This is a genomic window from Streptomyces sp. NPDC045778 (assembly GCF_056431945.1).
Window position 1 is genome coordinate 145,047 of the sequence record NZ_JBWKJZ010000001.1, and the last position, 16,650, is coordinate 161,696.

Below are 16,650 nucleotides of genomic sequence, written 5' to 3' on the forward strand. Positions count from 1 at the left end.
CGTACGTCTGGCGGGAGTTCGGCGTCCCTGGGAAGTTCCCAGGTCATGGACACCCCCAACGTCGGCATCCCCGAGCGGCTCGCGCGGCGGATGACCATGGCCGAGCAGCACGAGTACCTGCGCGGGAGGCTCTCCCGGCGCAAGGTGCTCGCCGGTTCCTTCGCGACCGCGGGCGCCGCGGGCGGGCTCGGGCTGCTCGCCGGCAGCTCCGGCAGCGCGTACGCCGAGCGGCGCGGGCCCGACGCGGGGCCGCGCTCGCTCGCGGCGCCGCCCGCGCCGGTGCGGGTGGACGGGCGCCTCGTCGCGCCCTTCGGCCGCCATCTCGCCTTCGGCGCCGATCCGCGGACGCAGATGCGCGTCTCCTGGCAGGTGCCGTTCGCGGTCAAGTCCCCCTACCTACGCGTGGGCCGCGAGCCCTGGGAGCTGAGCCAGAAGATCCCCGCGGAGGTGCGGGACCTGCGCACGCCGTCGCTCTCCCGCAAGCTCCCCGAGGTCGAGCAGTACTACCTGCACGCGGCCCTGGACGACCTGGAGCCCGGCACGACGTACTACTACGGCGTCGGCCACGACGGCTTCGACCCCGCGTCGCCCGAGCGCGCGGGCACGGTCGGCACGTTCCGCACCGCCCCCGCGCGGCCGGAGAAGTTCGTCTTCACGGCCTTCGGCGACCAGGGCGTGAGCTATCACGCGCTCGCCACCGACCAGGTGATCCTGGGTCAGAACCCGTCGTTCCACCTGCACGCGGGCGACATCTGCTACGCGGACACCACCGGGCACGGCAAGGAGACGGACCGGTACGACGCCCGCGTGTGGGACACGTTCCTCGCGCAGACGGAGTCGGTGGCGAAGTCCGTGCCGTGGATGGTGACGACCGGCAACCACGACATGGAGGCCTGGTACTCGCCGAACGGCTACGGCGGCCAGTCGGCCCGCTGGTCGCTGCCCGAGAACGGCTTCGACCCGTCGAACGCGCCCGGCGTCTACTCGTTCCGCTACGGCAACGTCGGCGTCGTGGCCCTGGACGCCAACGACGTGTCGTACGAGATACCCGCCAACAAGGGCTACACGGACGGCAAGCAGACCGCGTGGCTCGACAAGCGCCTGGGCGAGCTGCGCGCCCACGACGACGTCGACTTCGTGGTCGTCTTCTTCCACCACTGCGCGTACTCGACGGCGACGCACGGCTCCGACGGCGGGGTGCGCGACGCCTGGCTGCCGCTGTTCGCCAAGCACCAGGTGGACCTGGTCATCAACGGCCACAACCACGTGTACGAGCGGACCGACGCCATCAAGGGCGGCGAGGTCGGCAGGCCCGTGCCCATCGGGGCGTCGACCGATCCGACGCGTGACGGCATCGTGTACGTCACCGCGGGCGGCGCGGGCAAGGACCTCTACAGCTTCCCGGCCGGGGTGAAGGACAGCTACGAGGAACATGTGACAGACCGGGACCCGATTGTCACATTTCACTGGACCAAGCTGCGCCTGCCCGACCCCGACACGGTCGAGTGGTCACGGGTGCGCTACACCGGCTTCTCATTCCTCGCGGTGGAGGTGACGGCCGGGGCGCGCCCCAGGATGACGGTCTCCGCGCTCGCCGAGAGCGGCGAGCGCGTCGACCACTTCGAGATCAAGCGCGGGACGTACGGGAACTAGGCGGGGCGGCTCAGTGCCCTGTCTCGCCGCCGTTGTCCCTGCGGTCGAGGGCCCGCTGGAGGGCGGCGGCGGCGTTCTTGCGCTCGGCGTCGCTGGGGCGGAGGCTGCGGCGGACTCGTCGGACGGTCGTCTCGGCCATGGATATTCGACTCCTTCGAACCAGGCGTCCGGGGAACGGGACGCAAAGGGTTACGAGACGCCGGAAAGGGCGGGGAGCGGGGCCGCAGGGTTCGCCTGCGCGGGGCCGTGCTCTCATCCGCCGTTCGCTTGATCGAGCGAGACGTTCGGCTCCTACAAAGCTAGGACAGCTTCCGCTTTCTGTCTCTACAAATACTCGGGCTTCCTACTATTTGAGACGGCCACCGCCGCCGCAGCCGCTCTCAGCTCCCGGATCAGGGCCCTGACCACGTGCGTTCCGGCCTGCTCGGGCGTGGTGACGTAGCCCACGGAGCGGGTAGGCCGTCCGGGGCCGAGGTCGATGACCGCCACGCCGGGCGGCGCCCCCGTGAGCGACAGGGCGGGCATGACCGCCATGGCGTGCCCGGCGCTCACCATCGCGAGGACCGCGCCGTCGTCCTCGGTCTGCGTGGTGGCCTTCGGCAGCCAGTCCTGGCGCGCCCACCAGTCACGGGTGTACGAGGTGCAGTTCTCGGCCCAGTCGACGAGCGGCAGCGAGCGCGGGTCCGGGTGCCCGGCCGGGTGCACGAACGCGTAGGGCTCCTCCACCAGCACGCCGCCGACGAGCCCGGGCGGGACCGGCGAGGTCGTGCCGAGGGTGGCGATGCCGAGGTCGGCGCGCCCGTCGGCGACCTCGCCCGCGGTGCCGCGCCCCAGCTCCCGCACGACGCGCACCTCGGGCTCGACGCCGGGGTGACGGGCGCGCAGGCCCGCGAGCGCGGGCGGGAGCAGGTGCAGGGCGGCGCTGCGGAACGCGGCGATGCGCAGCGGCCCGGTGACGGCGGCCGGGCCGTCGCCCGCGGCGGCGGCGCGCGCCTCGGCGGCGAGGGTCTCCAGGAGCCGGAGCACGCGCCGGGCGTGGGCGACGGCGCGCTCGCCCGCCGCGGTGGGCGCGGCGCCCCTGCGGCCCCGCTCGAAGAGCACGGCGCCGATCTTCTTCTCCGTGCCGCGCACCGAGTGCGAGACCGCCGACTGCGTCAGGCCGAGCGCCGCGGCGGCGCCGGAGAAGCTGCGGGCCTGCTCGACGGCCACGATGATCCGCAGCTCGTGCGGGGCGATGTCGTGTCCGGTCATGGGTTCCCCTCGTCCCTTCCGGCCCCGAGGGGCGTGACCTGTGCCTATGAGGAGTGTTCATGGTTCGTCGCGTTCCATGAGCCGAACCCTCTGCCGCGCGCCCGCATTCCCGCCGTACGTTTCCCGGCATGAGCAGCGACACGGCCCTGACCGTCCACCAGACCGCCCGCCCGCACGGCTTCCCCACCCCCGCGCACTTCGCGTTCGTGGAGTCGGGGCTGCCGGAGCCCGGGCCCGGCTCGGCGCTCGTGGAGAACCTCTACTGGTCGGTGGATCCGTACCACCGGGAGATGATGGACGGCGACTTCGCGCTCGACGCGCCGCTGGAGGGCCGCACCCTCGGGCGGGTCATCGCCTCGCGCGAGCCGTCGCTCCCGGAGGGGGAGGTCGTCTTCCACCGCAAGGGCTGGCGCACCCACGCGGTGGTGACGCAGCAGGAGGCCCGGGTCCTGCCGCGCTTCGCCGGGGTGCCGCTCTCCGCGCACCTGAGCGTCCTGGGCGGCACCGGCCTGACCGCGTACGTCGGCCTGACCCGGATCACGCCGGTGCGCGCGGGCGACGACCTGTTCGTGTCGGCGGCGGCGGGCGGCGTCGGCACGGCCGCCGGGCGCCTGGCGAAGCTCCTCGGCGCGGGCCGGGTCGTCGGCAGCGCGGGCTCCGCGGCGAAGGTCGCGTACCTCAAGGAGCACGTCGGCTACGACGACGTCTTCGACTACCACGAGGGACCCGCCGCCGAGCTGCTCGCGAAGGCGGCGCCCGGCGGCGTGGACCTCTACGTCGACAACGTCGGCGGCGAGCAGCTGGAGGCGGCCATCGAGAGCCTGCGGTACCGCGGCCGCGTCCTGCGCGTCGGCACGATCGCGCAGTACAACAGCACCGAGGCCCTGGCCGCGCCCCGCAACCTCTCCGAGATGGTGGAGAAGAGCCTGCGCATGGAGGGCTTCCACGTGCGCGACTACTACGACGTGCAGGAGGAGTTGTACGACTTCGTGGTCCCGCATCTGCGCAGCGGCCGGATCGCCCTGGACGAGACGGTGGTGGACGGCTTCGACCGGATCGTCGAGGCGTTCCTGGGGATGCTGCGGGGTGGGAACGTGGGGAAGATGATCGTGCGGGCCACGGGGGCGCCCGCGTAGCCGGGCCGCGCGGACCGGCCGGGCGCGCGCCCTAGAACACGTCCCCGTCGCGCCAGTCGATGAGCAGCGGGTGCGCGGGGTCGAGGTCGGCGCCCCAGATCATGGGCGCGTCCTCGTCGGGCATCTCCTCCACGCCCTTCGGGCCGAGCGTGCCCACGCGCCCCGTCCAGGTCTGCCAGCCGTGCGCGAGGTACAGCTTCTCGCCCTCCGTGGACGGGGAGAGGACGCCCAGGTCGTAGGCCCGCTCGACGATCGCCTCCAGGGCGCCCATGACCTGCCCGCCGAGTCCTTGCCGCTGCCGGTCCGGGCGGGTGGCGACCGCTTCCACGTAACCGACGCGCAGCGAGCGGCCGTTGTGCAGGACGCGCCGCTGCACCACGGAGCCGTGCGCGAGCAGCTCCCCTTCGGCGTCGTGGACGAGGGCGTGCATGCCCCCGAGCCCGTGGTCCCAGTCCTCGTCGGAGAAGTCCCCGTCGAAGGCCAGGTCCATCAGGGCGCGGGCCGCCGCCAGGTCGGCGGGGGCGAGGCCGGCGGTGTGCGCCGTGCGGAGGGTGGTCTGTGCGGTCACGCGCTCACGGTACTCAGGCGGCATCTGAGTACGCATCCCGATTTGCCGGGGCCCGGACGGCGGCAGAGTCGACGGCATGAACGGTTCATCCGGATCCCACGGCCTCGGCCTCTACGCCCTCAAGCCCTGGTACGCCGCCAAGTTGTCCGGCGTGCGCGGTGCGCTCGCCCGCCGCGCGGTGTCGCCGGACGCGCTGACGGCGGCGGGCGTGGTGTGCGCCGCGGGCGCGGCGGCGGCCCTGGCGTGGTTGCCCGCGCCGCTGGCCGCGCTCCCGGTGGCGGCGCTGCTCGCGGCGCGCCTGGCGTGCGCGAACCTGGACGGCGCCCTGGCCCGCGACACCGGCCGCGCGACGCGGCGCGGCGCCCTGCTCAACGAACTCGGCGACCGCGCGGCCGACTTGGTGATGCTGGCGGGCTTCCTGCCGCTCGCCCCGCTCTGGCTCGTCGTCACGGCGGCGGGCGCGGCGACCCTGCCGTCCTGGGTGTCCCTCGCGGGCGCGGCGGCGGGCGCCCCGCGCCTGAACGGCGGCCCGGTGGGCAAGACGGAGCGCTGCGCCCTCGTCGTGGTGGCCGCCGCGTCCGCCTGGGCGGCGCCCGTGCTCGTGGTGATCGCCGCGGGCTCCGCGCTGACGGCGGCCGTGCGGTGCGGGCGTCTGTGGGGGGAGTTGGGGTCCCGATGAGCGTCGCGTTCCTGGCGGGTGAGACGGCCGCGCGGGCCGTGCCGGTGGTGGCGGGGGCGCTCGGCGCGGGCGGCGTCGCCGTCGCCGCGCTGCCGTCCCGGGTGCGGATGCGGGCCGAGCTGCGCAGGCGCTGGCGGACCTGGGCGCTCGCGGCTCCGCTGTTCCTCGGCGCGTTCTGGGCGGGCACGGCGGGGGCGTTCGTCCTGGCGGCAGGGCTCGGTGTGGTCGCCGTGGCGGAGTACGCCCGCATGGCCCAGCTGGCGCGCGGGGAGCGGGCGGTGCTCGGGGTCGCCGCGGTCCTGCTGCCGGCGGCGGCGTGGCGCGTGCCCGGCGCCCTCGACGTGCGCGCGGCCGCGGCCCTGCTGATCATGTCGGCCCTGCCGGCGCTCCTGACCGGCGACAGCGAGCACGGCTTCACCCGGGCGTGCCGCACGCTCTTCGGCGTGCTCTGGATCCCGGTCTCGCTCACCGGCCTGGTCGTGCTGGACGGCGTGGCGGTGGCGGTGGGGGTCGCGGTGGCCTTCGGTGACATCGGCGCGTGGTGCGCGGGCACGGCCCTGGGCCGCGGGGGCCCGTCGGCCCGGCCCCTCTCCCCCTTGTCCCCCAACAAGACGTGGGCCGGGGTCCTGGGCACCGCCGCGGCGACGGCCCTGGCCCTCGCGGCGGTCGGCGCGCTCACGGTGACGCTGTGGGCGGCGGTGCTCGCCGGCTGCGTCCTGGGCGACCTCCTGGAGTCCATGGTGAAGCGCGAGGCGGGTGTCAAGGACGCGGGCACCTGGCTCCCCGGCTTCGGCGGCCTCCTGGACCGGGTGGACTCCTTGCTCCTGGCCCTGCTCCTGGCGATGGCGGTGGCGGCGTGAGGCCCTGGCACGGGAGAAAGAAGGGGAAGGGGCGGGCCTGGGGCGCCCCCGCGAGGGCCGCCCTGTGGCGCACCCTCCTCACCCTCACCGGCGGCATCACCCGCAAGGGCGCCCTGCCGGAAGGCGGCTGCGTGGTCGTGGCCAACCACACCTCGCACGCCGACACCGCGGCTCTGCTCGCCGCCCTGGACGCGCGGCACTCCCCCACGATCGCCGCGGCCGCGGACTACTGGTTCGCGTCCCCCTGGCGGCGCCGCGTCTGCGCCCGCCTGGCCGCCGGTTTCCCCGTACGCCGGACAGGCGGCGGCATGGACGACCTCCTGGCCAGGGCGGACGCGCTGCGCGCGGGCCACGCGGTGGTGCTGTTCCCGGAGGGCACCCGCGCCCGGAGCGGCGCTCTCGGCACCTTCCACAAGGGCGCCCTGGTCCTGGCCCGGCAGGCGGACGTGCCGGTGGTCCCCGTGGGCATCGCGGGCACCGACCGGCTGCTGCCGAAGCACGGCAGGCTGCGCCCGTCCCTGGTGCGCGTGACGATCGGGGAGCCGCTGCCGCCGACGGTGACGCCGGAGGAGGCGCGCGCGGCGGTGGCCGAGCTGCACCGGCGCACCGCGGCCGAGCCCCTGCGGGACTCCCGCGCCCGGGGGCGGGTCGCGGCGGTGGCCGGTTCCCGCTGGGGCCTGCCGCTGGCGTGCGCGTGGGCGTGCGCGGAGGCGCTGAGCTGGCCGCTGATGCCGGAGCTGTTCCTCGCGATCGCGTGCGTGGCGCTGCCCCGCAGGTCCCTCAAGCTGGCCCTGGCGGCCCTGGGCGGCAGCCTCGGCGGCGGCCTGCTCGCGCTGCACCTTGCCTCTGCGGGCGTGCAGTTGCCGCATCCGCTCACCACGGACCGGATGCGCGCGGAAGTACGCCACGAGCTGACGGCCGAGGGCGCGGCGGCGGTCCGCCACCAGCCGTGGAACGGCATCCCCTTCAAGGTGTACGCGGCCGAGGCGGGCCGTGCCGGGGTCGACGCGCCCGACTGGCTGGCCGAGTCGGCGCTCTCGCGCGGCTCGCGCACGCTCACCGTGGGCCTGGGGTTCGGCGCGTTCGGCTTCCTGGCGCACCGGCTCCGTCGCCACTACGGCACGTATCTGGCCCTGCTGGGCGGCGGGTTCGCGGCGGGGCTCGGCCTGATCGTGACGGGCTGGAGCTGACGGGCTGGAGCTGACGGACGGGAGCTGACGGACGGGAGCTGACGCCGCTCAACGGGCGTGCGTCCCACGCGTATTGCATTGGTACGCACCATGGCGCCCCGCCGCCCCCGGTCCCAGAATCGAGGCATGCCTGATACCGAACAGCACAAGCCGGAGACCGGACACCCCGCCGAGCGCTGGACGCCCATCCACGGCCAGCCGTACCGCTCCGTGCCGTACCGGCCCGACCGCATGCCCGCGGACGAATCCCTCGCGCACGCGGCCGAGTTGAAGGAGCGGATGCGGCAGCGGCGCACCGTGCGGCAGTTCTCGTCGGACCCGGTGCCGCCGCAGGTCGTGCGGGACGCCGTCGCGTGCGCGGCGACCGCGCCGTCGGGCGCCCACCAGCAGCCGTGGACGTTCGTCCTCGTGCAGGACCCGGAGGTGCGCCGCCGCATCCGGGAGGCCGCCGAGCAGGAGGAGCGGATCTCGTACGACGGGCGGCTTGGCGAGGAGTGGCTGGCCGCGCTGCGCCCGCTGGGCACGGACGAGGTGAAGCCGCACCTGACGGACGCGCCCGCCCTGATCGTCGTGTTCCAGCAGCGGTACTGGCTCGGGGACGACGGCACCAAGCACAAGCATTACTACGTCGACGAGTCGGTCGGCATAGCGGTCGGCATGCTGCTGTCCGCGCTGCACCTGTCGGGGCTCGCCGCGCTCGTCCACACGCCGAGCCCGATGCGGTTCCTGTCCGAGGTGCTCGGACGGCCGGAGAACGAGAAGGCGTTCGCGGTGATCCCCGTCGGCTATCCGGCACCGGACTGCCAGGTCCCCGATCTGGTGCGCAAGTCCCTCGATCAGGTGCTCGTGGAGGTCTGAAGCTCCCGGGACCGCAGGGCGGGGTAGTCGGTGTACCCCTCGGGGCCGTTGGTGTACAGGTGCGCCGCGTCGAAGTCGTTCAGCGGCGCGCCCACCGCGAAACGGTGCGGCAGGTCCGGGGTGGTGAGGAACGCCCTGCCGTAGGAGACGAGGTCGGCGCGGCCGTCGGCGATGACGGCCTCGCCTGCCTCCCTCGTCGTGGGGTCGCCGTTCTCGCCGACGTTGGCGATGAGGGTGCCGCTCCAGCGGGGGCGCAGGTCGTCCAGGGCGGGGTAGCGGTCGTTGTCGGTGAGGTGCAGATAGGCCAGGCCGAGCCCGTCGAGCCGGGCGAGCAGGGCGCGGTAGACGGGCCCCGGGTCGGCCTCGTACATGCCGAACTGCGGGTTGCCGGGCGAGAGCCGCAGGCCGAGCCGTTCCGCGCCGATGGCGTCGGCGACCGCGCGGACCACCTCGACCGCGAAGCGGATGCGGTTCTCGATGGACCCCGTGCCGTACGCGTCGTCGCGGAGGTTCGTGTTGTCCGCGAGGAACTGGTGGATCAAGTAGCTGTTGGCGCCGTGCAGTTCGACGCCGTCGAAGCCCGCCGCGACGGCGTTGCGGGCGGCGGCCACGTGGTCCTCGACGGCGGTGCGGATGTCGTCGAGGGTCATCACGCGCGGGGTCACCGGCTCGGCCTTGCCGCCGTCGCGCACGTGCACCAGCTCGGGCGAGACCACGGCCGAGGGGGCGGCGGGCGCGTCGCCGTCGATGCGGGACAGCGGGTGACCGTGCCGGCCGCCGTGCATGAGCTGGGCGTAGATCCGTCCGCCCGCGGCGTGCACGGCGTCGGTGACCCGCCGCCAGCCCGCGACGTGCGCGGCCGTCTCCAGGCCGGGGACGCGCCAGCCGCTCTGGCCGCGGCTGCTGGGCCAGATGCCCTCGGTGACGATGAGCCCCGCGCTCGCCCGCTGGGCGTAGTAGTCGGCGACGATCGGCTGCGGGGTGCCGTCCTCCTCGCCGCGGAAGCGGGTCATCGGGGCCATGACCATGCGGTTGGACAGGTGGCCGAAGGGGGCGGCGTACGGGGTGAGGAGCGAGTTCTGCGTCATGCCGGAACGGTAGAAGCTGACACAGGTGTCAGTTTCAAGTCCTCCCTGGAACTCCCCTAACCTCTTAATACTCCTTGACTGGTTAGAGGCGGGCGTGGTCCACTCGTCCTGCGTCAACCATCAAAGACTTCTTGAGGGGTTAGAGCGATGAGCGCCCAGGTCCACTACCGCACCACCACCGTCCGCGGCCACGAGATCTTCTACCGCGAGGCGGGGCCCGCCGACGCGCCCGTGCTCCTGCTGCTGCACGGCTTCCCGTCCAGCTCGCACATGTTCCGGGACCTCATCCCGCGGCTCGCGCACCGCTACCGCGTCATCGCGCCCGACCACATCGGCTTCGGGCGCTCGGCGGCGCCCGCCGCGAACTCCTTCCCGTACACCTTCGCCGAACTGGCCGACGTCACCGCCGAGTTCACCCAGCGCATCGGCCTGACCCGGTTCGCGCTGTACGTCCAGGACTACGGCGCGCCGATCGGCCTGCGCCTCGCGCTCGCCCACCCCGGGCGGATCACGGCGATCGTCACGCAGAACGGCAACGCGTACGAGGAGGGCATCGGCGCCGAGGCCTGGGCGCCCGTGTTCGCGTACATCAAGGAGCCGAGCGAGGAGACGGCCGCGCCCGTGCGGGAGATCCGCTCCCCGGAGGGCGTGAAGTGGCAGTACACGCACGGCGTCCCCGCGCGCTACCGCGACCTGATCAGCCCCGACGCGTGGGAGCACGACGCCGCCTCCATGGCGCGCGAGGGGCAGGCGGAGATCCAGCTCGCGCTCATCGGCGACTACGGCAGCAACATCGCGCTGTACCCGGACTTCCAGGCGTACTTCCGCGAGAGCCAGGTGCCGGTGCTCGCGGTGTGGGGCGCGCACGACGAGATCTTCGTGCGCGACGGCGCCACCGCCTTCCAGCGGGACCTGCCCGACGCCGAGGTGCATCTGCTGCCGACGGGGCACTTCGCCCTGGAGACGCACGCCGGGCAGATCGCGGGCCTCGTCGACGACTTCCTCGCCCGCAGGGCGCGCTGAGCGAGGCGGGTGCGGATGCGGATGCGGGTACGACACCGCCCCCGGCCGGGGTGGGGCCCAAGCCGGGGGCGGGGTTCAGGGGGCTGCCGTCAGCCCATGTGCGGGTAGCCGTAGTCGGTCGGCGCGACCAGCGTCTCCTTGATGGCGCGGGTCAGCGTCCAGCGCATCAGGTTCTGCGGGGCGCCCGCCTTGTCGTTGGTGCCGGAGGCACGGCCGCCGCCGAAGGGCTGCTGGCCCACGACGGCGCCGGTCGACTTGTCGTTGATGTAGAAGTTGCCCGCGGCGTAGCGGAGCTTCTCCATCGTGTACGCGGCCGCGGCGCGGTCGTTGGAAATGACCGAGCCGGTGAGCGCGTAGGCCGACACCGACTCCATCTGGGTCAGCATCTCGTCGTACTTGTCGTCCTCGTAGACGTACACAGCCAGGAACGGGCCGAAGTACTCGTCCTTGAAGACCTCGTTGTCCGGGTCGGAGCACTCGACGACGGTCGGGCGCACGAAGTAGCCCTCGGAGTCGTCGTAGCTGCCGCCCGCGACGATCGTGCAGGTCTCGTCGGCCTTGGCGCGGTCGATCGCCGCCTTGTTCTTGGCGAACGCGCGGTCGTCGATGACGGCGCCGATGAAGTTCGACAGGTCGGTGACGTCACCCATCTTGATGCCGTCGACCTCGGCCGCGAACTCCTCCTTGAACCCGTCGTTCCAGATGGAGGCCGGGATGTAGGCGCGCGAGGTGGCCGAGCACTTCTGGCCCTGGAACTCGAAGGAGCCGCGGGTCAGCGCGGTCTTCAGGACGGCGCGGTCGGCGCTGGGGTGCGCCACCACGAAGTCCTTGCCGCCCGTCTCGCCCACGATGCGCGGGTAGGAGCGGTACTTCTCGATGTTGGTGCCGACCGTTTTCCACAGGTGCTGGAAGGTGCGGGTCGAGCCGGTGAAGTGGATGCCGGCCAGGTCCGGGTGGTGCAGGGCCACGTCGGAGACGGCGATGCCGTCGCCGGTCACCAGGTTGATGACGCCCTTGGGCAGGCCCGCCTCCTCCAGGAGCTGCATGAGCAGCACCGCGGCGTGCGTCTGCGTCGGGGACGGCTTCCACACGACCACGTTGCCCATCAGGGCGGGGGCGGTCGGCAGGTTGCCCGCGATGGCCGTGAAGTTGAACGGCGTGATCGCGTAGACGAAGCCCTCCAGCGGGCGGTGGTCCAGGCGGTTCCACACGCCGGTGGAGTTCGCCGGGGGCTGCTCGGCGAGCAGGTCACGGGCGTACTTCACGTTGAAGCGCCAGAAGTCGACCAGCTCGCAGGGCGTGTCGATCTCGGCCTGCTGGGCGGTCTTGGACTGGCCGAGCATGGTGGAGGCGGCCAGCGTCTCGCGCCACGTCGTGGACAGCAGCTCGGCGGCGCGCAGGATGATCGCGGCGCGGTCGTCGAAGGACATCGCGCGCCAGGCCGGGGCGGCGGCGAGCGCGGCGTCGATCGCGTCCTGCGCGTCCTGCTGGGTGGCGCCGCGGCCGGTGCCGATGACGGCCTTGTGGTTGTGCGGCTGGACGACCTGGAAGGGCTCGCCGCCGCCGAGGCGCTTCACGCCGCCGATGGTCATCGGCAGCTCGATCGGGTTCTCGGACAGCTCCTTGAGCTTGGCCTCGAGCCGGGCGCGCTCCGGGGAGCCCGGGGCGTAGCCGTGTACCGGCTCGTTGACCGGGGCGGGGACCTGGGTGACAGCGTCCATGAGTTCCTTGGCTCCTTTTGTGCGGGGGGCTCTGTACGGGGAGGGGGGCGGGTGCGGGCGGCTCAGCCCTTAGTGAGGATGGAACGGCCGAAGAACAGCAGGTTCGCCGGCTTCTCCGCGAGGCGGCGCATGAAGTAGCCGTACCAGTCGGTTCCGTAGGCGGTGTAGACGCGCATCCGGTGGCCCTCGGCGGCGAGCCGCAGGTGCTCCTCGCTGCGGATGCCGTACAGCATCTGGAATTCGTACTCGTCCAGTTTGCGCCCGGCGCGCCGGGCCAGCTCCTGGGTGATGGCGATCAGGCGCGGGTCGTGGGACCCGATCATCGGGTAGCCCTCGCCGTCCATCAGGATCTTCAGGATACGGACGTACGCCTTGTCGATCTCGGCCTTGTCCTGGTACGCGACCTCGGCGGGCTCCTTGTAGGCGCCCTTCACGATGCGCACGCGGCTGCCGTTCGCGGCCAGGCGCCGGGCGTCGTCCTCGGTGCGGAACAGATAGGCCTGGATGACGCAGCCGGTCTGCGGGAAGTCCTTCCGCAGCTCGTCGTGGATGGCGAACATCGAGTCGAGGGTGGTGTGGTCCTCGGCGTCCAGGGTGACCGTGGTGCCGATGGCGGCGGCGGCCTCGACGACCGGGCGGACGTTGGCCAGGGCCAGCTCGTGGCCGTCCTCAAGCGCCTGGCCGAACATGGACAGCTTCACGGACATCTCGGCCTTCTCGCCGAAGCCGAGGTCCTTGAGGCGGTCGATGAGCGCCAGATAGGCGTCGCGCGCGGCGTGGGACTGCTCGACGGTGGTGATGTCCTCACCGACGACGTCGAGGGTGACCTCCAGGCCCTTGCCGACCGCGTCCTCGACGATCGGGACGACCTGGTCGACGGTCTCACCGGCGATGAAGCGGTCGACGACCTGCTTGGTGCCCGGCGCCGCCGACACAAAACGGCGCATCTTGTCACTGCGCGACGCGGCAAGGATCACGGGACCCAGCACGGGGCACCTCCACGGGAGTACGAACGAAGCCGTACCGGCGTCATTTTTGCGACAAAACTGGTACGGCACGGAGAACCACCGTGAAACCTAAGGATCCCTCCGATCCTGAGCTATCGACACCTGTCACGCATCCGTGGGCTGGATCTCAGACAGATGTCTGAGCCGGGTGCCGGACTGCGCGAGAATGGCTTCCGTAGGCATTGACGGTGAGGAGACCGGGCAGGCGCGGCAGCCCGCACGGAGCGAAGGAAGGGCACGGGTGAAGGGCGACTACCAGGAACTGGTCGACGAGATCTCGGCCCTGCTCGGCGCGCCCGCGACCCTGGAGAACCGCGACTTCGAGCTGATCGCCTTCGGCGCGCACGACGGCGGCGACGGCTTCGAGGCGGCCGACCTCGACCCGGTCCGCACCCGCTCGATCCTCACCCGCCGCTCCACGGCCGCGGTCCGCGCCTGGTTCGAGAGCTTCGGCATCACCCGCGCCACCGCGCCGGTGCGCATCCCGCCGACCCCGGAGGCGGGCGTGCACCGAGGCCGGATCTGCCTTCCGGTACGCCACCGGGGGTACGCCCTCGGCTATGTGTGGCTCCTCGACGACGAGCCGGGCCCCTCGGACGCGCGGCTCGGCGCGGCCATGGAGGTGGCCGCCCGCATCGGCGCGCTGCTCGCCGACGAGGCCCAGGCGGGCGCCGACCTGACCCGGGAGTTCCGTGCGGTCCTGACCGCGGAGCGCGGCTGGCAGCGGGACATGGCGGTGGCGGCGCTCCGCACGGCGCTGGGGCCGCGCGGCGAGGCCCTGCACGCGGTGGTGTGCGTGGCGCCCTGGCCCGCGGCGGGCCCGGAGGACGCGCCCGCGCTGCGGACGGTGCCGGGGGCGACGGCCCTGTGCACGGTGCCGTGGACGGCGGCGGGCGCGGCGGGCCACTCGCTCGCGGTGATGGTGCGGCTGCGCTCCACGGACGCCATGACCCCGGCTCTGACGACGGCGTCCCGCCTCGCGGAGCAGGCCGGCGGCGGTGCGACGGCCGGGGTCGCGGGCGCGCGGCACGGCCTTGAGGACCTGGGCGCGGCCTGGTCGGAGGCGTCGGCGGCGGCCCGCGCGGCGCTCGCCGAACCCCGGCTCGGACCGCTCGCCCGCTGGTCGGACATCGGCCCCTACCGCCTCCTGACGGCGCTGCCCGAGGAGGCCGCGCGGGACGCGGCGGGCCGCGCCCTGCTGACCCCCGCGCACCGCGAACTGGCCCGCACCGCCGAGGTGTTCCTCGACTGCGCGGGCCAGGCGGGCCGCGCGGCGGCGGAGCTGGGCATCCACCGCCAGACGCTCTACTACCGGCTCTCGCGCGTGGAGCAGCTCACGAAGCTGGACCTGGACGAGGGCGAGGACCGGCTGCTGCTCCACATGACCCTGAAGGCGTCACGGCTGCGGTAGCCGCTCGGCCTCGGCGGCCCGCGCGGCGACCCGCCGCAGCCCCTCCGTGAGCTGCGCCGCCGTGGTGGCCGAGCCGGGGTCGAAGAGCCACTGCACCATGAGGCCGTTCAGGAGGGTGGTGTAGAGCCGCCCCTCCGCCGCCACGACGTCCTTTGGCAGGGCGCTCTCGTCGAGGTCGAGCAGCAGCGCGGCCAGGCCCGCGCGCCCCTGCTCCTGGGCCTTGACCATGATGTCCCGCACCCCGGCGAGCCGCTCGGCCTGGGTGATGAACTCAAGGGTCAGCAGCCAGATCCCGCGCGCCTGCGGGAACGACTGGACGACGTTGCCCCACACCTTCTCGAACCGCTCAAGGGAGCCACCCGGCCCGGCGTCGTCGCCCGGCGCCCCCACGAAGCCGCCGCCGAGGTCCTCGATGAGCGAGATGTACGCCTCGGCGAGCAGCGCGTCCTTCGAGCCGTAGTGGTAGCCGATCGACGCGAGATTCGTGCCCGACTCCTTGACCACGTCGCGGGCCGTCGTGCGCACGAAGCCCTTCTCCAGCAGGCAGCGCTTGGCCCCTGCGAGCAGATCCTCACGGTGTCCCATGCGAGCAGCCTACGTCCGCCCCAGACGACCGTACAAGACAATCGTCTTACACATCCGTTCTAGACAAGCGTCTTATACGGCCGTACAGTCCTGCCTCATGACGACGACAACCCCGCCTCCGCCCGTCCCCGCCACCGAGCGGGCGGGCCGCAGGGAATGGCTGGCCCTGGCCGTCCTGATGCTGCCGCTGCTGCTCGTGTCGATGGACGTGTCGGTCCTCTACTTCGCGGTCCCCTCGATGAACGCCGACCTGGAGCCGAGCGGCACCCAGCAGCTGTGGATCTTCGACATCTACGCGTTCGTGCTCGCGGGCCTGCTGATGACCATGGGCTCCCTCGGCGACCGCATCGGCCGCCGCAAGCTCCTGCTGATCGGCGCGGCGGCCTTCGGCACGGCGTCCCTCGCCGCCGCGTACGCCACCAGCCCGGAGATGCTCATCGCCGCCCGCGCGGTCCTCGGCATCGGCGGCGCGACCCTGATGCCCTCCACGATGGCGCTGGTCCGCACGCTGTTCCGCGACCCCGATCAGCGCGCCAAGGCGATCGGCGTCTGGTCCGGCGTCATGGTCGGCGGCGTCGCGCTCGGCTCGGTGCTCAGCGGCGTCCTCGTCGAATTCTTCTGGTGGGGCTCGGTGTTCCTGGTCAACCTGCCCGCGATGGTGCTGCTCCTGGCCCTCGCGCCCGCCCTCGTCCCCGAGTCCAAGGACCCGGACCCGGGCCGCTTCGACATGCTGAGCGTGCCGCTGTCCATGGCGGCGGTGCTGCCGATGGTCTACGGCCTGAAGGAGATGCCGTCCGAGGGGGTGCGGTGGCCGTACGTCGCCTCGCTCGCGGTCGGCGCCCTCTTCGCCGTGCTCTTCGTACGCCGTCAGCGCACCGCGGCGTCACCGCTGATCTCCCCCGCGCTCTTCCGGGGCGGCCGGGCCTTCGGGACCGCCGTCGCGCTGAATCTCGTCTCGTCCTTCGCGATGCTCGGTTCGGCGTATTTCACCACGCAGTACTTGCAGTCGGTGCTCGGCAAGAGCGCCCTCGACGCCGCGCTGTGGGCGCTGCTCCCCTCGGCCCTCATCGGCTTCGCCGCGCCGGTCGCGACGGCGGCGGTGCGCGGGGGCGTGCCGCGGGCCCGCGTGGTCGCGGCCGGCTTCGCGCTCTCCGCCTGCGGCTACGGCCTGCTCTTCGCCGCCGGCACGGACGCGCTGTGGACGGTGCTCGCCGGGGCCGGGGTGCTGGCCTGCGGAGCCGTGGTCGTGGGCTCCCAGCTGACGGACCTGGCGCTCGCGGCGGCCCCCGCGGAGAAGGCGGGCACGGCAGCCTCCCTCCTGGAGACGGGCCAGGAGTTCGGCGGCGCGCTCGGGATGGCAGTGCTTGGCTCCATCGGCACGGCCGTGTTCCGCCACGAGATGCCCGCGGCGGCGCCGGACGCGGCCCGCGAGACCCTGGGCGGCGCCGTGGCGGTCGCCTCGCACCTGCCGCCCGCGGCGGCGGACGCCCTCACGGACGCGGCCCGCTCCGCCTTCACCAGCGGCATGCACATGGCGGCCCTGGCCGGTGCGGCGGTGCTCCTCCTGGCCGCGGGCCTGGCCGCGAGGGCCCTGCGCTGACACGCCGAACGCCGGGCGGG

At 73.3% G+C, this 16,650-nt stretch carries 16 protein-coding genes; 9 read left to right on the plus strand and 7 right to left on the minus strand.

Annotation, left to right across the window (positions count from 1 at the left end; genetic code table 11):
• Window positions 1–45 precede the first annotated feature (45 nt).
• Window positions 46–1,653: a purple acid phosphatase family protein gene (locus AC07GB_RS00680; RefSeq protein ID WP_478841040.1), complete on the plus strand. Its 1,608-nt coding sequence runs from the start codon at window positions 46–48 to the stop codon at window positions 1,651–1,653.
• A gap of 10 nt (window positions 1,654–1,663) precedes the next feature.
• Here the strand turns inward: AC07GB_RS00680 and AC07GB_RS00685 are convergent, their stop codons facing one another.
• The gene (locus AC07GB_RS00685) at window positions 1,664–1,792 is read right to left on the minus strand and encodes a hypothetical protein (RefSeq protein WP_267885566.1); all 129 of its coding nucleotides are present in this window, start codon (window positions 1,790–1,792) and stop codon (window positions 1,664–1,666) included.
• A 185-nt stretch (window positions 1,793–1,977) separates the two neighbouring features.
• Window positions 1,978–2,904, minus strand: coding sequence for a LysR family transcriptional regulator (locus AC07GB_RS00690; protein ID WP_478841041.1), 927 nt, complete (start codon window positions 2,902–2,904; stop codon window positions 1,978–1,980).
• A 128-nt stretch (window positions 2,905–3,032) separates the two neighbouring features.
• Here AC07GB_RS00690 and AC07GB_RS00695 point away from each other — a divergent pair, with 128 nt between their 5' ends.
• The gene (locus tag AC07GB_RS00695; protein ID WP_478841042.1) at window positions 3,033–4,040 is read left to right on the plus strand and encodes an NADP-dependent oxidoreductase; all 1,008 of its coding nucleotides are present in this window, start codon (window positions 3,033–3,035) and stop codon (window positions 4,038–4,040) included.
• Window positions 4,041–4,071: 31 nt separating this feature from the next.
• On the opposite strand, the gene AC07GB_RS00700 is transcribed toward AC07GB_RS00695, so the two are convergent.
• Window positions 4,072–4,632: a GNAT family N-acetyltransferase gene (locus tag AC07GB_RS00700; protein WP_478841043.1), complete on the minus strand. Its 561-nt coding sequence runs from the start codon at window positions 4,630–4,632 to the stop codon at window positions 4,072–4,074.
• A gap of 52 nt (window positions 4,633–4,684) precedes the next feature.
• Between AC07GB_RS00700 and AC07GB_RS00705 the strand changes: the two genes are divergently transcribed.
• The 4 genes from AC07GB_RS00705 (at window position 4,685) to AC07GB_RS00720 (ending at window position 8,195) form a co-directional block, all read left to right on the plus strand.
• Window positions 4,685–5,287, plus strand: a complete 603-nt coding sequence (locus tag AC07GB_RS00705; RefSeq protein ID WP_478841044.1) for a CDP-alcohol phosphatidyltransferase family protein — start codon at window positions 4,685–4,687, stop codon at window positions 5,285–5,287.
• A complete protein-coding gene (locus AC07GB_RS00710; RefSeq protein ID WP_478841045.1) occupies window positions 5,284–6,147 on the plus strand; it encodes a phosphatidate cytidylyltransferase in 864 nt (287 codons plus the stop codon). Before AC07GB_RS00705 ends, AC07GB_RS00710 begins: the two co-directional genes overlap by 4 nt.
• Complete coding sequence (locus AC07GB_RS00715; RefSeq protein WP_478841046.1) at window positions 6,144–7,337, plus strand: lysophospholipid acyltransferase family protein; 1,194 nt, start codon at window positions 6,144–6,146, stop codon at window positions 7,335–7,337. The genes AC07GB_RS00710 and AC07GB_RS00715 overlap by 4 nt, the downstream gene beginning before the upstream one ends.
• Window positions 7,338–7,463: 126 nt before the next feature.
• The gene (locus tag AC07GB_RS00720) at window positions 7,464–8,195 is read left to right on the plus strand and encodes a nitroreductase family protein (protein WP_478841047.1); all 732 of its coding nucleotides are present in this window, start codon (window positions 7,464–7,466) and stop codon (window positions 8,193–8,195) included.
• Here the strand turns inward: AC07GB_RS00720 and AC07GB_RS00725 are convergent.
• Window positions 8,174–9,283, minus strand: coding sequence for an alkene reductase (locus tag AC07GB_RS00725; protein WP_478841048.1), 1,110 nt, complete (start codon window positions 9,281–9,283; stop codon window positions 8,174–8,176). The genes AC07GB_RS00720 and AC07GB_RS00725 overlap by 22 nt on opposite strands.
• A gap of 147 nt (window positions 9,284–9,430) precedes the next feature.
• Between AC07GB_RS00725 and AC07GB_RS00730 the strand changes: the two genes are divergently transcribed.
• Complete coding sequence (locus AC07GB_RS00730) at window positions 9,431–10,306, plus strand: alpha/beta fold hydrolase (RefSeq protein ID WP_478841049.1); 876 nt, start codon at window positions 9,431–9,433, stop codon at window positions 10,304–10,306.
• An 89-nt stretch (window positions 10,307–10,395) separates the two neighbouring features.
• Here AC07GB_RS00730 and pruA read toward each other — a convergent pair whose 3' ends face one another.
• Window positions 10,396–12,027 (minus strand): L-glutamate gamma-semialdehyde dehydrogenase, encoded by a 1,632-nt coding sequence (gene pruA, locus AC07GB_RS00735; protein WP_478841050.1) that lies wholly within the window; start codon window positions 12,025–12,027, stop codon window positions 10,396–10,398.
• Window positions 12,028–12,089: 62 nt separating this feature from the next.
• The gene (locus AC07GB_RS00740; protein WP_478841051.1) at window positions 12,090–13,016 is read right to left on the minus strand and encodes a proline dehydrogenase family protein; all 927 of its coding nucleotides are present in this window, start codon (window positions 13,014–13,016) and stop codon (window positions 12,090–12,092) included.
• Window positions 13,017–13,275: 259 nt separating this feature from the next.
• Here AC07GB_RS00740 and AC07GB_RS00745 point away from each other — a divergent pair, with 259 nt between their 5' ends.
• Complete coding sequence (locus tag AC07GB_RS00745) at window positions 13,276–14,445, plus strand: PucR family transcriptional regulator (RefSeq protein ID WP_478841052.1); 1,170 nt, start codon at window positions 13,276–13,278, stop codon at window positions 14,443–14,445.
• Here AC07GB_RS00745 and AC07GB_RS00750 read toward each other — a convergent pair.
• Entirely contained in the window at window positions 14,431–15,030 is a 600-nt protein-coding gene (locus AC07GB_RS00750) for a TetR/AcrR family transcriptional regulator (RefSeq protein ID WP_478841053.1), read from the minus strand. The genes AC07GB_RS00745 and AC07GB_RS00750 overlap by 15 nt on opposite strands.
• A gap of 97 nt (window positions 15,031–15,127) precedes the next feature.
• On the opposite strand from AC07GB_RS00750, the gene AC07GB_RS00755 reads away from it, so the two are divergent.
• Window positions 15,128–16,630: an MFS transporter gene (locus AC07GB_RS00755; protein ID WP_478841054.1), complete on the plus strand. Its 1,503-nt coding sequence runs from the start codon at window positions 15,128–15,130 to the stop codon at window positions 16,628–16,630.
• Window positions 16,631–16,650: the final 20 nt, after the last annotated feature.